Origin of the sequence: Salinibacterium sp. NG22, from assembly GCF_015864925.1 — a bacterium.
Lineage (GTDB): Bacteria > Actinomycetota > Actinomycetes > Actinomycetales > Microbacteriaceae > Rhodoglobus.
This window is the reverse complement of record NZ_JADYWG010000001.1, coordinates 138,859-155,022: the sequence shown is the minus strand read 5'-3', so window position 1 is coordinate 155,022 and position 16,164 is coordinate 138,859. Positions and strand designations below refer to the sequence as shown.

General features: G+C 60.2%; 15 protein-coding genes. All 15 read right to left on the bottom strand.

What is annotated here, in order from left to right:
- Positions 1-31: 31 nt before the first annotated feature.
- A complete protein-coding gene (locus I6E81_RS00785; RefSeq protein ID WP_197105531.1) occupies positions 32-847 on the bottom strand; it encodes a DivIVA domain-containing protein in 816 nt (271 codons plus the stop codon).
- A gap of 126 nt (positions 848-973) precedes the next feature.
- Positions 974-1,267, bottom strand: a complete 294-nt coding sequence (locus I6E81_RS00780) for a YggT family protein (protein ID WP_197105530.1) — start codon at positions 1,265-1,267, stop codon at positions 974-976.
- A 44-nt stretch (positions 1,268-1,311) separates the two neighbouring features.
- Positions 1,312-1,773: a cell division protein SepF gene (locus I6E81_RS00775; protein WP_197105529.1), complete on the bottom strand. Its 462-nt coding sequence runs from the start codon at positions 1,771-1,773 to the stop codon at positions 1,312-1,314.
- A gap of 36 nt (positions 1,774-1,809) precedes the next feature.
- Positions 1,810-2,496 (bottom strand): YggS family pyridoxal phosphate-dependent enzyme, encoded by a 687-nt coding sequence (locus I6E81_RS00770; protein ID WP_197105528.1) that lies wholly within the window; start codon positions 2,494-2,496, stop codon positions 1,810-1,812.
- Positions 2,497-2,501: 5 nt separating this feature from the next.
- Positions 2,502-3,659 carry a cell division protein FtsZ gene (gene ftsZ, locus I6E81_RS00765; RefSeq protein WP_197105527.1) on the bottom strand — a complete coding sequence of 386 codons (1,158 nt, stop codon included), beginning with the start codon at positions 3,657-3,659 and terminating at the stop codon, positions 2,502-2,504.
- Between the two features lie 188 nt (positions 3,660-3,847).
- Positions 3,848-4,849 (bottom strand): FtsQ-type POTRA domain-containing protein, encoded by a 1,002-nt coding sequence (locus tag I6E81_RS00760; RefSeq protein ID WP_307784070.1) that lies wholly within the window; start codon positions 4,847-4,849, stop codon positions 3,848-3,850.
- On the bottom strand, positions 4,836-6,281 hold the full coding sequence (gene murC, locus I6E81_RS00755) for a UDP-N-acetylmuramate--L-alanine ligase (RefSeq protein WP_197105525.1): 1,446 nt from the start codon (positions 6,279-6,281) through the stop codon (positions 4,836-4,838). The genes I6E81_RS00760 and murC overlap by 14 nt, the downstream gene beginning before the upstream one ends.
- The gene (locus I6E81_RS00750; protein WP_197105524.1) at positions 6,278-7,372 is read right to left on the bottom strand and encodes a glycosyltransferase; all 1,095 of its coding nucleotides are present in this window, start codon (positions 7,370-7,372) and stop codon (positions 6,278-6,280) included. The genes murC and I6E81_RS00750 overlap by 4 nt, the downstream gene beginning before the upstream one ends.
- On the bottom strand, positions 7,369-8,766 hold the full coding sequence (gene ftsW / locus I6E81_RS00745; protein WP_197105523.1) for a putative lipid II flippase FtsW: 1,398 nt from the start codon (positions 8,764-8,766) through the stop codon (positions 7,369-7,371). The genes I6E81_RS00750 and ftsW overlap by 4 nt, the downstream gene beginning before the upstream one ends.
- Positions 8,723-10,267, bottom strand: coding sequence for a UDP-N-acetylmuramoyl-L-alanine--D-glutamate ligase (gene murD / locus I6E81_RS00740; RefSeq protein ID WP_197105522.1), 1,545 nt, complete (start codon positions 10,265-10,267; stop codon positions 8,723-8,725). Before murD ends, ftsW begins: the two co-directional genes overlap by 44 nt.
- A complete protein-coding gene (gene mraY, locus I6E81_RS00735) occupies positions 10,252-11,349 on the bottom strand; it encodes a phospho-N-acetylmuramoyl-pentapeptide-transferase (protein WP_197105521.1) in 1,098 nt (365 codons plus the stop codon). Before mraY ends, murD begins: the two co-directional genes overlap by 16 nt.
- Entirely contained in the window at positions 11,346-12,749 is a 1,404-nt protein-coding gene (murF, locus tag I6E81_RS00730; RefSeq protein ID WP_197105520.1) for a UDP-N-acetylmuramoyl-tripeptide--D-alanyl-D-alanine ligase, read from the bottom strand. Before murF ends, mraY begins: the two co-directional genes overlap by 4 nt.
- Positions 12,750-12,786: 37 nt before the next feature.
- Positions 12,787-14,520, bottom strand: a complete 1,734-nt coding sequence (locus I6E81_RS00725) for a penicillin-binding protein 2 (protein WP_197105519.1) — start codon at positions 14,518-14,520, stop codon at positions 12,787-12,789.
- A 28-nt stretch (positions 14,521-14,548) separates the two neighbouring features.
- Positions 14,549-15,157, bottom strand: a complete 609-nt coding sequence (locus I6E81_RS00720; RefSeq protein WP_197105518.1) for a hypothetical protein — start codon at positions 15,155-15,157, stop codon at positions 14,549-14,551.
- Positions 15,154-16,107: a 16S rRNA (cytosine(1402)-N(4))-methyltransferase RsmH gene (rsmH, locus tag I6E81_RS00715; protein WP_197105517.1), complete on the bottom strand. Its 954-nt coding sequence runs from the start codon at positions 16,105-16,107 to the stop codon at positions 15,154-15,156. The genes I6E81_RS00720 and rsmH overlap by 4 nt, the downstream gene beginning before the upstream one ends.
- Positions 16,108-16,164: the final 57 nt, after the last annotated feature.

The window sequence follows — 16,164 nt, the reverse complement described above, 5'->3', positions numbered from 1 at the left end:
CACCGACCGACTGACGGCCATTGCAGAAAAACTAGCTACCGGAGAATCCGGAGAAGCTGGCGGGAGGCTGCTGTGCCGACTGAGGCGCAGCGAAGTCTTCCGGAGTCAAGTGACCAGAAGGCTGCGATGCCGGAGCCTGGCCCTGCTGAGCTGCTGAACCACCAGCGGTGACGAGGCTCGAAGAATCGAGATCGTGAAGCTGGCCTTCGATGTAGCTCTTGAGCTTCTCGCGGTACTCACGCTCGAAGCTGCGAAGGGACTCGATGCGACCCTCAAGAGCTTCACGTTCGCGTTCGAGAGTGCCGATCTGCTCGCGCTGCTGCGCTTCAGCCTCGGCAACGAGCTCAGCGGCTGTTGCCTTGCTTGCAGCCACAACTTCGGCGGCAGATGCCTTGCCCTCAGCGAGAATCTCGGCAGCGGATGCCTGACCCTCAGCGATAAGAGCGTCGCGCTTCTGAACGCCTTCGCGGACGTGCTCTTCGTGCAAGCGACGCGCGAGCTGAAGAAGATTGTTGGTGCTACTAGCGTCGTCGAGGACCGACGACGCCGGCTCGATGGCGGCGGGTGCAGCAGGAGCGGGCGCGCTTTCAATTGCAGCGGGCGCCGGAGCGGCAATCGCGGCAGGAGCAGCGGCAGCAGGAGCGCTACTCGCGTTCTGCTGAAGTTCAGTTGCGCGAGCCTCTGCAGCGCTCAAGCGCTGACGAAGCTCGTCGTTCTCTTGGTTAAGACGGCGCAATTCAACAACAACCTCGTCGAGGAAGTCATCGACGTCATCTTGGTCGTATCCCTCGCGGAATTTAGTTGATTCAAACCGCTTGTTGACCACGTCTTCTGGAGTCAAAGCCATTTCCGCCACCTCTAACACTTTCTTTCAACGTATACACAACGTTCAACGTTCGCATCACATCGTAGTAACGAAACCTGATTAGTTGCCGCATGCTCTCCGATAAGAGTACATCTGTCGCGGCTAGTTCTAAAAGCCCCGCAAAATGGAGGTAAGGATGATGCATACGAGCATGACCAGCATCCACGACAGATCGAGTGCTCCGTTGCCGATTCGAATCATCGGGACAACTTTGCGAACCGCCTTGATCGGAGGATCAGTGATCGTGAACACAAGCTCAGAAAGAACCAGTCCAATGCCGCTGGGGCGCCATCCTCTAGCGAAGACGACGACGAGATCGAGAATGAACCGAGCCCACATCGCGAACATGAACAAAGTGATGGCGTAGTAAGCCACCAGGGCGATAACAGAAACGGGATTCACCCCTCTAGATTAGCGGGCTTCACATCACCCGCCGTGCAGTGCGGCTACTGAGCGAAGAAGGAAGCGTCGACGTCAGACTCAACTTCAGCCTGTTCGCCGCTCACGGCAACGTGTGCCGGAGAAAGCAAGAAGACCTTGCTAGTGACGCGCTCGATCTTGCCGTAGAGGCCCTGCGAGAGTCCGCTGGCAAAGTCCACGAGACGACGAGCATCCGGCTCGCTCATCTGCGACAGGTTGATGATCACGGGGATGCCCTCGCGGAAGTTCTCAGCAATGAGCTGAGCATCCTTGTACTGGCGCGGGTGCACCGTCAAAATCTCGTTCATCTCTGCCTCCGCAGTGCTGGGTGCAGCGCGACGCAACGGAGTAACCGGGGCACGGTTAGAACTCGCTGGTGCGGGTGCTGCTGCAACAGGGGCAGCCGGCGCGGCTGGTCCCTGCTCGTACTCGTAGTCCTCATCGGCGAGGCCGAGGTAGACCATTGTCTTGCGCAGTGGGTTGGCCATGATAATCCTCCGAATGGTGAAGCTTCTGCTTCGAGATTAACCATGGTCGGGTCGTTTTCCCGTGATTGCCGTGCCAATTCGTAGGTGTGTCGCGCCTTCGGCAATAGCCTCGGCGAAGTCTCCTGACATGCCCATAGACAACGCTGCAGCCTCGGGATGGTTCAGCTGCACGCGCTCGGACAACGCCCGCAGAGCGGCGAAGGCAGGCCTTGGGTCGCCGTTGAGCGGCGCAACGCCCATGAGGCCGCGTAACCGCAGCCCTGACGCGGCAGCGACGCGGTCGGCGAAGGCTTCCAGCTCAGCGGGCACTACGCCACCGCGACCGGAATCATCGGTGAGGTTGACTTGAACGAACACATCAAGCTCAGTGTCAGCGTCGTCGTTGGCCAGCGCGGTGATCAATGAATCACGATCTACGGAGTGCACCGCCTGACAATAGGCCCGCACCTGGCGTGCTTTCTTGCTTTGCAACTGACCGACAAAGTTCCACCGCAAATCGAGGTCAGCCAACTCGGCCGCCTTCGGTTGCGCTTCCTGATGACGATTCTCGCCAATGTCACGAACGCCCAATCCGTGCAGCTCTCGGACGAGGCTCGCCGGATGGAACTTGGTAATGACGATGCGCGTGATTGACGACAGATCGCGGGATGCCGCGCGTGCGGCATCCGCGATCGTGTCGTCGACCTCTGCGAGTCGTTCGCCTAACGGAGTCAGGTCGACCATTGCGACTACTTCAGGAAGTCAGGAACGTCGAGATCGTTGTCGTTCTCGTCGTCATCATCGAAACTGCGATCGATCGGTGTCGCGGGAACTGCACTCGGCTGCGACTTCCAATCGGCTTCCTTGCTCGGAGCCTTCTCGTCAGCTGCGATGTGCTCGGCCGGGGGCTCGGGAACAACGTAGTTGGTGCGGCGACCCTCAACAGGCTTAGCCGAGGGCTCTCCCCCGTCGAAGCCAGCGGCAATGACGGTGACGCGAACCTCGTCGCCCAGAGTGTCGTCGATGACGGCACCAAAGATGATGTTGGCCTCACGGTGAACGGCTTCTTGAACCAGACGAGCGGCATCGTTGATTTCGAAGATACCGAGGTTTGATCCGCCCTGAATCGAGAGCAGCACGCCGTGCGCTCCGTCAATGCTGGCTTCGAGCAACGGTGACGCCACAGCAAGTTCTGCTGCTTTTATCGCCCGGTCGGCCCCGCGTGATGAGCCAATACCCATCAGTGCAGAACCGGCACCCTGCATGACCGACTTGACGTCGGCGAAGTCGAGGTTGATCAGACCCGGGGTCGTGATGAGGTCGGTAATGCCTTGAACGCCAGCAAGCAGAACCTGGTCGGCGGTCGAGAATGCTTCGAGCATGCTGATGCCGCGGTCGCTGATCTCAAGGAGGCGGTCGTTGGGAACGACGATCAGGGTGTCGACCTCGTTCTTGAGGGTCTCTACACCGATCTCTGCCTGAGACGAACGACGCTTGCCCTCGAAACCGAACGGCTTCGTGACAACACCAATCGTGAGCGCGCCGATCGACTTAGCGATGCGGGCGACGACGGGAGCACCACCGGTGCCCGTTCCACCACCCTCGCCTGCGGTAACAAAGACCATGTCGGCGCCCGCAAGCGCCTCTTCGATCTCTTCGGCGTGATCCTCGGCAGCACGACGGCCAACCTCAGGATCGGCGCCGGCTCCAAGTCCGCGCGTGAGTTCGCGACCGACGTCGAGCTTGACGTCTGCATCGCTCATGAGCAGCGCCTGGGCGTCGGTATTGATCGCAATAAACTCGACGCCTCGCAGGCCGAGCTCGATCATCCGGTTGACAGCGTTCACGCCACCGCCACCGATGCCGACTACCTTGATGACTGCGAGGTAGTTCTGGTTTGATGTCACTTTTCGGCCTCCACTGGAAACTATCAACCTCGACTTGAGGTTTAAAGTTATGCTCAGTATGTATTTCTTTTGTTGAGAGTATGCGGACAGCACCCCACACGGATGCACAACTGGCCGCGTGTCGGAAAGTGTTCTGGCAATTAGCGGCCTTGCCGCACGCTCAGCGCTCGCGAAGGGCTCGCGAAGGGCTAGCTGGGACGGAAAATGCCATTGCTGGGAGCCGACACGTCGAACTCGCCCGCTTCATCCGACGATCGAGTAGAGATGAGTGCTTCGAGCAAAGCTGCCTTTTCGTCCGAATCGCTAGCGCTGCCCCACACCACACGCTGACCTACCCCGGTCAACACAAAGGACACGTCATCCTTGGTGGTCGCAGAAACGCTTTCGACCCGCGCTCGAAGCTCCGTTGGCAGAGATAACAAAACCTCCGTCGCCGCGGTAAAGGCAGAACTCGAGACATCCGCTCCCCCAATATCGATCAGCGGCACTCCGGGGATCCGTTCTGCTGATTCCTGGATGGTGATTCCAGCGGGATCGAGCAACGTGAACACTCCGTTGATCTTCACTGACCCAATCGGTTCGCGTTCAACAATGTGCACGAGCAAAGTATCGGGCGGCACAATTTCGGTGACATAACTGCGGATCAACGGGAAGACCGACAGTTCTTCGTTGATGGCATCAAAGTCTAGGAGCGCGAGCGGCGTTCCCTGTTGGGTCTCCACGGCAGCTTGCACCTCAGCGGGATCGATGCGGTTCGTTCCGTCAACAACTACCGTGCGCAACGCCAGAATCGGCGAGAACACAGCGACCGCGATCAGGGCGAGCAACACGGCGACGAGCCCAGAAACCGAGAGCCACACAAACTTACGCGTGCGTGCGCGACGCGTAAACCGGCGAAGCTCCGCTTTCTCTGCACGCTTGCGCGCCCGCGCAGCACGACGAAGCTGTCGCTTCGCGTGAACTTCAGGATTGGGTTCTCTGCGCTGCTTTGTGGGGCGCGGACGCGGGTCGGCCGCGGGCTTCGGCGCCGCTTCCGGCTTCGCTTCCGGCTTCGCTACGGATAGCCCGGGCTTCGGCGTGCGTGCGGATGTGGCGTCTTTCGCCGGCTGCGGCGAACGCTTTCGGCGAGACTTCGCCGGAGGCGGATCCGGCTGGGCAGCAGACTTATCGAACCCTTCAGGCCTCTTCACTCGGCACCTGATCTGCGACCGTCCCGGATGCCTCGACAACGGGATAACGATCGATCGCTGCGACAAGCTGCGGGATGATGCGATAAACATCGCCACAGCTCAGGGTCATGACGATGTCACCCTCCTGAGCAATCTCAGCGACGCGTTGCGCCGCCAGCTCCCAGTCGGGCTGGTAGTCAACCCGCGAAGGATCGGCGAAACCAGACGAGACGAGTTCTCCGGTGACACCAGGAATTGGGTCCTCGCGCGCACCGAACACTCCAAGAACAACGGTGTGATCTGCCAACCGTTCGTAAACCTCGGCAAATTCAGGCGCCATGTCGCGGGTGCGGCTAAAGAGATGCGGTTGGTGCACAGCGATCAGCCGGCCGTTGCCCAACACACTGCGGGCGCCGCTGAGGGCTGCTTCGACCTCGGTGGGGTGATGAGCGTAGTCGTCGTACACGCTCACTCCGTCGACGACAGCATGCAGCTCGAAACGGCGCTGCGTGCCCGCAAAAGTGGAAACCGCATCAATGGCGGCTCCCAGTTCGTGACCAAGCCCGATCAGTACCGCAATCGCGCCTGCAGCGTTGAGAGCGTTGTGGTGCCCAGGAACAGCGAGTTGCACCCGCTCTTCGCGACCGTCGACAACGACGGTGAATGCCACGGGCCCGAGAGACGTGACGGAATGGATGCGCACGGTCGCGTCATCCGCTTCACCAAACGTCACCACGTTGTCGTGCGTGAGTCGTTTGGTCACCCGAATTGCGCCAGCATCATCGCTGGAAACGACGACGGCTTCAGTAGCCCGCGACGCAAACTCTACGAAAGCGTCATCGAAGGCCTCGTGGGAGCCGTAGTGGTCGAGGTGATCCGCATCGACGTTGGTAATCAGGGCGACAGCGGTGGAATAGAGCAAAAATGAGCCATCAGACTCATCTGCTTCGACCACAAACAAATCATCGGTTCCTGAGCCCGAACTAGTGCCCAAGCCCTGAATCACGCCGCCGTTCACAAAGCTGGGAGACGTGCCCAGTTCGCGCAGCGCGGTGATGATCATTCCGGTCGACGTTGTCTTGCCGTGGGCGCCCGCGACGGCAACCAGACGAGTCGAGCCCACGAGCCATGCGAGAGCATGAGAGCGGTGGAGCACAGGAATGCCACGCTCAAGCGCAGCGAGGTACTCGGGGTTATCGGGCCAGAGCGCGCCCGTGTACACCAGCGCTTCCGCTTCACCGAGGTGAGCGGCGTCGTGGCCGATCGAGATCGTTGCACCCGCTGCGTTCAGCGATGCGGTGTTTGCGTTCGCGGCCTTGTCAGAACCGGTGACCGTAATTCCGGCATCCAAAAACATGTGGGCGATGCCGCTCATACCCGCGCCACCGACACCAACGAAGTGCGCCGAACGCAATGGTCCGGGCAACGGCATAGACAAGTCGGGAAAGATCATGATGTCAATGGTAGATCGCGGCCGAGGGCCAGATCGACGAGTTCAAGCATCCGGTCGGTTCCGTCGAGGGAACCAACGCTCGAGGCGCGGGCAGCCATGTCCGCAATAAGGGCACGTTTGCGCAGCATCGGAACGAGTTCGGAACTGACCCATTGGGGCACGAATCGGGAATCCGTGACGAGCACTGCGGCTCCGGCCTCTACTGCTGTACGAGCGTTGTATTTCTGCTCGCCATTGCCGACAGGGTACGGAACGTAAATCGCGGGGACGCCGAGCCCGGTGAGTTCGGCGACAGTTGATGTGCCCGCCCGCGCAATCGCAAGATCGGCCGCCGCGAGGGCGAGCTCCATGCGGTCGCAGTATTTGACCACGATGTAGCCGGGGAGTTGCTGATCATCGACAGCGTCTCGGTACTCCCCCGTAATGTGAAGCACTTGCCAGCCCGCGCCCAAAATGCGCGTGATCGACGCAGAAATAGTGTCGTTGATGCGTTTCGCTCCCGAAGAACCACCCGTCACCAGGAGGGTCGGCTTCTTGGGATCAAGGCCGAAAAAGGCATCCGCCTCGGTGCGCGCCGCAAAGCGGTCGAGATTCTCAATTTCGGCACGCAAGGGCATACCGACGACTACGCCGCCACGAATCGGAGTGCGGTCGAAGGCTGTGCCCACAAACTTCGTAAAGAAAGAGCCGAGACGGTTCGCGATGCCCGGGCGACTATTGGCCTCATGGATGACGAGAGGAACCCCCGCCTTGCGCGCGCCCAAGTAGGCCGGCGCCGCAACGTAGCCGCCGAACCCGACGACCACATCCACGCCGCGCTCGGTAATGATCGAGACGACCTCGTCGATAGTGGCGCGCAGCCGAGCCGGAAACTTTAGTGCAGCGCGGTTTGGCCGACGCGGAAACGGAAGCTTCGCGATCGTGAGAAGCTCAAAGCCGCGGGCCGGGACCAAGCGGGCCTCTAGCCCCTCCTTCGTGCCCAGAATCAACACCTCAGAGTCGGGTTCGCGCAGGCGAATCCGTTCGGCTACTGCGAGCAAAGGATTAACGTGGCCGGCGGTACCCCCACCGGCAAGAAGGTAAGTAGTCATCGGCGTCCTCGTGCTCGATTAGCCGCCAGCATGCGGGAACGGTCAGCTGCAGTTTGAGCAGGAGCAGCCGCGGGGGTCGCGGCACTCGGGGCCGCCGTAGGAGCACTCGCCGGCCCCGAAGGCCGAGGCGCAGCGGAGGCCGCCTTGTGGTCAGACCTCGCGAACGACAGCACAATTCCGATAGCCAGCAGCGTCGCGATGAGCGCAGAGCCACCCGTGGATATCAAGGGCAACGGAACTCCAAGAACGGGAAGAACTCCCAGCACCACCGCAAAATTCACGAACGCCTGGCCGACCGTCCACACCATAACGCCCGCAGTCGCGATGCGAACGAAGCTGTCGTTGGTGGTGCGGATGATGCGGATAAAGGCAACTGCCAACACGACGAACAACAGCAGAACGACGATCGCGCCAATAAGCCCGAGTTCCTCGCCGATGATCGCGAAAATATAGTCGTTGTCAGCGTGAGGCAGCCATCCGCGCTTGGCAACCGAGTTGCCAAGCCCGCGACCAAAGAGGCCCCCACCGGCGAGAGCCCAATTTGCGTGATCGATTTGCCAGCACGAATCCTGATAGTCGAGCTCGGTGCATCCGTTCAACCAGATATCAATGCGCGAGGTACGAGAACTACTAGTGGTGGCGAACAGCAGCGCCCCGACAACAACGGCAAGGACACCGATCGACAGGAACTTCAGCCGCACACCGGCGAAGAAAAGGCACGCGAAGACGATGAGAAGCATGATGGATGCTGTTCCCAAGTCATTACCGATAAGCACGAACCCGATAGCGGCGCCGGCAACCGGCACAACAGGCAGCACTACCTGACGCCACTCACTCAGCACGTCTTGCTTGGTCGAGAGCACCCAGGCCACCCAGATGATCACGGCGACCTTCACGAACTCAGACGGTTGTGCGCTGAACGATCCGATTTGAATCCAGTTTCGGTTACCTCCGTACTCCAAACCGATACCGGGGACGAAGACGAGAAGCTGCAAGACCGCGCCAAGCACAAGCCCAGGAAACGCCCACCGCTTCCAGAATCTTGTCGGCGCGCGTGACGCAATGAGCATCAGCGGGATGCCCAAAAGAGCGAACAACCCCTGACGCAAGAAGCTGCCGAAGAATCCTTGATCGGCGGCGTAGGACTCCACCGATGACGATGAGAGCACCATCACGAGCCCAAAGATTACGAGGAAGAGCGTTGTTCCCAAGAGCAGGAAAAAGTTGCTCGATTCTCCCGAGAAAATGCGTTTGACCGGCACGCGAGCCGCGACAGGCTCCTGCTGCTTCGGAGATGCGTCCGCGGATGCGGCGTCAGGTTGCGAGGCTTTCGGCCCGTTGGTCGGCCCGCTACTCGGCCGCTGGGGTCGGTGTGGTCGCTGAGGAGGCGTCATCGTCGTTCCCTCCTACTCGTTCGAGCACTGCTGCTGCGAACTTGTCTCCGCGATCTGCGTAACTCGTGAATTGATCCATGGATGCTGCCGCTGGCGCCAACAAGACGGTGTCGCCTTCGGCAGCGATTCCGTGCGCCATCTCGACAGCACGGGGCATCACGTGATCAGTGTCAGTCGAGTCAACCTCGAAGACCGGAATCTGGGGCGCGTGTCGCTGGAATGCGGCCTGTATTGCCAGCCTGTCGTTACCAATGACAATTGCCGCCTTGAGCCTCGGTGCATGTTTTGCGATCAGCGGTGCGACATCAATGCCCTTGAGGAGGCCGCCCAGAATCCACACCACAGGGTCGGCCGCGGAAAGCGATGCACTCGCGGCGTGCGAATTAGTGGCCTTGGAATCGTTGATCCACGTCACTCCCCCGCTGACGAGCACAACCTGGTTACGGTGGCCATCAATTTCGAAACTAGCTACGCCCTCACGCACTGCGTCGATGCTTACGCCAGCGGCTCGAGTGAGTGCACTCGCCGCGAGAACATTGGCGACCATATGAGGCGCCGCAAGGTTGCGCTGGCGCAGCTCGTCGAGCGTGAAGAGTTCGAGGGCAGCGTTGTGGCGGTCATCGCCGAACGCGCGGTCAGCGAGCAAGTCGCTCACTATCCCGAAGTCGCTGGGACCCGGCGTATCGAGTCCAAAACCGATCGCCCGGCATCCCTCGACCACCTCAGCATTTTCGACCATGGCGAGCGTCTCGGGCACCGCGCGATTGTAAACAGCGGCAATCTTCGTGTTGGCGTACACAGTCGCTTTTGCGTACGCGTAGGCGTCGCGAGAACCGTGCCAATCGAGGTGGTCGTCGGCAAAATTGAGACAGACACTGGCGAGCGGTGAGATCGCACCAGCGCCCTCTCGCGGCATCCCATGAAGTTGAAAACTCGAGAGCTCAACGACGAGAAAGTCAAAGCCATCGGGGTAGCGAATAGCGTCAAGTACCGGGATCCCAATATTGCCGACTGCACCAGCTCGGAAGCCTGCCGTTGTCAGAATGTGGGCGGTCAGCTGAGCCGTGGTCGTTTTGCCGTTGGTGCCTGTGATGGCGATCCATTCGGCAGGCGTGCCTGTTTTGTCGCGCAGACGCCAAGCGAGCTCAATTTCGGTCCACATCGGCACAGCGTTTGTGCGGCACCACTCCACGAGAACGTGATCGAGCGGATAGCCAGGTGACACGATGACGACGTCCGGGGCGTGAGCGGTGAGCGCGGCCAGTTGTTCGTCGGCGCTTCCGCCAAGTGCCAGCTCGGCACCGATAACCTGCGTCATTTCAACGCGGTTCGCGGATGCGGCGTCTGCGACCACCAGCACGCGAGCCTTGAGTTCGGTGAGGGTGTCAGCCGCCGAGAAGCCGGTTGCACCCAGCCCGAGGACCGCGACGCTCAGTTCGCTCCAGGCCGAGTTCCAGCTGGTGAGTGAGGTGAGATCGCGCACGACTACTGATTGATCCATTCGAGATAGAAGGTTCCGACGCCGGCCGCGACGAAGAGCGCCGCAATAAGCCAGAAACGCACCACAACAGTGACTTCTGCCCAGCCTTTGAGCTCGAAGTGATGATGCAGCGGGCTCATGAGGAAAATACGCCTACCGCCGGTGATCTTGAAGTAAGCCCGTTGCAGAATCACGGAACCGGTGACGATAAGGAAGAGTCCACCGATCAGGATGAGCAGCAGCTCGGTGCGGCTCATGATTGCGAGAGCAGCAAGCGCGCCACCAAGGCCAAGTGAGCCGGTGTCGCCCATGAAGACCTGTGCCGGTGACGTGTTCCACCAGAGGAAGCCGATGAGAGCACCAACGATCGCGGCAGCGATGATCGCGAGGTCGAGCGGGTCGCGGACTTCGTAGCACTTGTACAGCACTTCGCGATCAATGGTGGGGTTGCTGCACGACTGATTGTTCTGCCAGAAACCGATGACGATGTAGGACGCGATCGCGAAGATCGCTGAGCCGGTCGCGAGACCGTCAAGACCGTCGGCCACGTTCACACCGTTAGACGTGCTGACGATGATGAGAGTCACCCAAATCGCAAAGAGAATCGCGCCGGTAACCACTCCAAAAGTGGCGAGGTCGAGCCAGCTGATGTCGCGTAGTCCCGAGATCATCGATGATGCTGGTGTGAGTCCGCCAGGATCGGGGAAGTTGAGAGCGAGAGCAGCAAAACCTGCGGCGACGATGACCTGCCCAGCGACCTTCGACCAACCGCCAAGGCCGAGACTGCGCTGCTTGCGAGTCTTCATGAAGTCATCGATAAAGCCGATGATGCCAAGGCCAACCATGAGGTAAATAACCAGGAGGCCCGACAGTGTCACGTCCTCGCTGGCGACCCAGTGTCCGACGAAATAACCGATCGTCGCGCCCAGAATGAAGACGATTCCGCCCATTGTCGGGGTGCCACGCTTGGTGTGATGGCTCTCGGGACCGTCGTCACGAATGAATTGGCCCCACTTGAGGCGCACAAAGAGCTTGATGAAAAGCGGCGTGAGCAGCAGCGTGAAGAAAAGGGAGAAGCCCGCTGCAACGAGAAGCGCGATCATGCGGTCACCCCGGCGATCCGGTCACCCAGGTGCCGCAAGCCAGCAGAGTTCGACGATTTCACTAGCACGACGTCGCCCTCTCGCAGTTCTTCACGCAGCACAGCGTATGCCTCTTCGACGCTATCCACGAGGACCGACTCTCCATCCCACGAACCTTCAAGACCCGCTGCATTGTGGATGTGGCGAGCTTCGTGCCCGACCACAATGAGCTTCTGTACGTTCAATCGCACGATTAGCCGACCGATACGGTCATGCTCGTCGTTCGCATAGTCGCCGAGCTCAGCAAGCTCACCCAGCACCGCAACGGAGCGATTTTCGGGGCCAACGATCTGAACAAGCGTCTTGAGCGCAGCCGCCATCGAGTCAGGGCTCGCATTGTAGGCATCATTGATGACGGTGATGCCGCCGGGAGCCTCCAACAGCTCCATCCGCCAACGTTCGGCGCGCTCGATGGATTCGAGCGCCGCAACCGCGCGCGCGGGATCGATGCCCAGAGCGCGTGCTGCCGAAATCGCCGCCAGAGCGTTCGTGACATGGTGTTCGCCGAGAATGCGCAACTGCACGGGAATCATCGCGCCTCCGACGTGCAACTCAAACGCGGTTCCGTGGACCGTAGCCTGAATGTCGTCAGCCCACACCTCAGCACTCGAGTCGAGCCCGAACAGGGTGACCTTGGCCTCCGTCTGCTGCGCCATAGCTTTGACGCGACCGTCGTCGTTGTTCAAGACGGCAGTCGCGGACGAAGGCAGATGGGAGACCATCTCGGACTTTGCTCGGGCCGTGACTGCGGCATCCCCGAATTTGCCGATGTGGGCCAGACCCACCATCAGGACGATGCCGACGTCGGGCATGACAATCGACTGAAGGCGCGTGATGTCGCCAAGGCCGTCTGCTCCCATCTCCACAACGAGAAATTGAGTGGAATCAGTGACGTTGAGCATGGTGATGGGCGCACCGACATCGTTGTTGAACGAGCCCTGAGGCGCAACAGTTTCACCCTCGTGCTCCAGAATCGCGCGCAGCATGTTCTTCGTCGTCGTTTTACCGTTGGAACCGGTCACCGCGACAACTTTGAGATGACCCTTGCTTCGCACAGAAGCAACGACTGCGCGCGCGAGAGCTTGGAGAGCGATTACCCCGTCGGCAACAATGATCTGCGGAACGTCAAGATCGAGTAGTCGTTCGGCGACAACGAGCGTTGCGCCATTCGCTACTGCGGTGGCCGCGAAGAGGTGACCATCAGTGCTTTCGCCGCGCAGAGCAAAGAAGATGGAGCCTGCAGTGCTGAGCCGGGAGTCAGTTTGCACGCTGCTCGCGGGGAGGCGTTGCTGACCGTCGCTGCCATCACGGAGTTCTCCGCCAACGGCGGTGGCAATCTCGGCAATGCTCAGTTCGATCACGTGATGTGCTCCAGGGGTAGGGGGCCGCGGGGGAAGCTCACCAACGCAGCGGCAGATCCGGTCCCGAAGTGTTTGACGGGGTAACACGGTAGGTGGTGAGCGTTTGGGCCATGATGTCGCGGAAAGTCGAGGCAATGGCGCCGGAATATATGCTATCCGGGATCCCGGCTGTCGCGATCACTATGTACTCAGGGTCATCTGCTGGGGCGAGCCCCGCATAGGAAATCACTACGTTGCTGCCATAGGCACCGTTCTCGGCAACCTGCGCTGTTCCACTCTTTACGGCGACCCGATAGCCGGGAATCTGAAGATTCGGAGCCGAACCACTAGCGCTGTACACCATCTCCATCATTTGGAGAGTCTGATCAGCAGCCGTCTCGGAAATAACCCGAGTGCCTTCAGTTGACGGCGTATCGGTGACCGTGCCGTCAGGCCACGTGCAGCCCTCAACAAGAACGGGAGGAAGTCGAATACCATCGTTGCCGAGCGCCTGGTACGCGCTCGCCATCTGAATGGATGTCGTGCTGAGACCTTGGCCGAATTGAACGGCGTAGTTCGTACGCGCGTCCCAATCCTTGGCTTCGTAAAGAGTGCCGCTCGATTCACCGTTGAAGCCGATACCGGTTGCTTCACCGAGCCCGAACTTCTGAAGGTAATCATGTCGAGACGCGGCATCGAGAAGATCCGTGTACTGAGCAACGGCTGTATTGGAAGATTCCACAAGTGCTCCCGCGAGAGTCAATTGTTGGTCTTCGTGATAGAAGGAGTCGCTGATCGTTCCGCCGCCGTTGGTCAGCTCTAGCGCATAGGGCGAGACAACTTGCGTTTGCTGGTTGGCCACGCCCGCATCGATCAGAGAGGCAGCAGTCAGTGCTTTCACGGTCGAACCGGGCTCATAGGGCGTACTGAATGCTCGCGAGCCCAGGGCTCCACGCTCGGCGAGGTCGACGTTGTTGGGGTCCACGGTCGGCCAGTCGCTGACGGCAAGAAGGTGAGCATCGCTGACGCGCATCACGACACCCGTTGCCCACGTAGCGCCGAGCGACTCCGCGGTCTGCGCCATCCGCTGCTGAACGTAGAACTGAAGATCTCGGTCTATCGACAGCGCGAGCGTGCCACCGTCTTGCGGTTCGATCGATTCCACCGCGCTTCCGGGCAACGCGACGCCATCTTCACCACGCGCGTAACTCGCTTCAACGTCTTGACCGGCGAGGCACTCATCGCCTGTCAGCTCGACGCCGGCCTGCGGACCGTCGGTGCCGATGAATCCCACGAGGTTGCCGGCGATTTCGCCGTTCGGGTAACTGCGTTCTGGACTCAGTTCGTAGTAAAGCCACGTGATGCCTAGCTCGCCAACGGTCTGATACTGCTCGAGAGTGATGCCCTTCGCCAAGTACTCGAAGTCTGATTCTGGGTTGTCCAGAATCATGGCGAGCAATTCATCAGGATCTCCCCCAATGATGTCCGTGATCTTCGTCAAGTCCTCAAGCACGACCACAGAAGCGTTCTCACGCAACAGGGTCACCCGTGGCGAAATGACGATATCGAAACGTTCGACACTGTCAGCGAGAACGGCGCCCTTCGTGTCAACGATGTCCCCGCGCGTTCCGTACGTCACCCGAGTCAGGGTTCGTTTGGTATCAGCTTCAGCGTTGAGCGTTTCTGCCTGCACGATCTGCAGGTCGACGAGACGAACCATGAAGACACCCGTCAACACCACGATGGTGAGGATGACAAATGCCACTCGCGCGCGAGTTGAGCGTGGTTTCATCGAGTCTCCCCCAGAAGGTTCATCTCAATCATCGCGTGACAGGTGCCGGAATCGCGTTATTGGAAGGCTGTGGCGCGGCGGTAGCCGAATCCGCAACAGCAGTTCCTGACGTGCTAGCAGCAGTCGTTGCGGCAGCAGTCTTGGCTGCGGCGGCGGCCGCAGCATTTTCCGCACTCACGAGCGGAACACCAGAAAGCAGCGTGTTGCCGACAAGGCCACAGTTGCCACCACATCCGGTGGGATCCGCACTGCCCGGCAGGCGGAATACCGAACCATCCGAGATGTTCAGCGAATATGGCGTCGTGTTGGGAACCATGCCGAAGCCTGCTGCCTGAGCAGCGAGATTCTGTGACGACGACTGCAACGAGAGCGACTCAAGCAAGCTTTGCTCGGTGCGGATCAGCACCTTCTGCTCGTACTGCAACGAATCGATCTGGTAGGCACCCTGGGTTACCACGATGCTGAGCAAGAGCTGCGCCGCAAGAATCACGAACAGGCTGCCAACGGTCACCACGGCGTAGAGCATGCGCGGTCGAGCTTTGCGCTGTGCCTTCGTCGTGACGATCTCGATGTGAGACGGGCGTTCCGTGGGCTGGTAAAGCGGCTGTGGCTGCGCATAAGCGAGGTTGGTGCTCATGAGATGACTCGCATTCGTTCTATTGCTCGCAGTCGTACGGGCTTTGCTCGAGGGTTAAGGGCTTGTTCTGCTTCGCTCGCTTGCTCAGATCCACGAACAAGGAGTTTGAGCTCCGGCTTGTGCTCCGGAAGTTCAACCGGAAGCCCTGCCGGCGCAGTGGACTTGGAGCGGCGCTGTAGCTCACGCTTGACGATGCGGTCTTCCAGCGACTGATAGGCCAGCACGACCATTCGTCCGCCGAGGGCGAGCGAGTCGACGGCAGCGGGAATCGCCCGCTCGAGCACCGAGAGCTCTTGATTGACTTCGATTCGCAGCGCCTGGAACACGCGCTTTGCGGGATGTCCCGCACGCTGTGCTGCCGCCGGCGTAGCCGCAATGACCAGTTCCACCAGTTGAGCGGATGTCGTCAAGGGCTGCTGCTCACGGAACTGGACGATGCGGCTGGCGAAACGCGGCGCTAGCTTCTCGTCGCCATACGCGTAAAAGATGCGGCGAAGTTCGAGCTCGCTGTACGTTGCGAGGATGTGCTCGGCCGTGACCGGCGTCGAGGTATCCATCCGCATGTCTAGCGGAGCGTTTTGAGAATAGGAAAACCCGCGCTCGACACGGTCGAGTTGGAGTGAGGAGACTCCGAGGTCGAAGAAGATGCCCTCGACTGACGAGATTCCCAACGTAGCGAGTGCCTGCGGAATTTCGTCGTAGACAGCATGAACAAAGTGCGTGCGGCTAGCGAAAGGCTCAAGCCGGCGTCTAGCGATAGCAAGAGCGTCCTCGTCTCTGTCGATGCCCACGAGCGTGAGGTCCGGGAAACGCTGCAGGAAAGCCTCCGCGTGCCCGGCCATGCCGAGGGTGCCGTCAACAAGAACGGCTCCAGGAGCGTTCAGCGCCGGCGCGAGCAACTCAATCGAGCGCTCAAGGAGTACTGGGGTGTGGATGGTGTTGTCAGCCATGGCGTAAGGGCCTAGTTCTTGGATGCTGATCCCCATCCGATTCGACCTGATATCGGG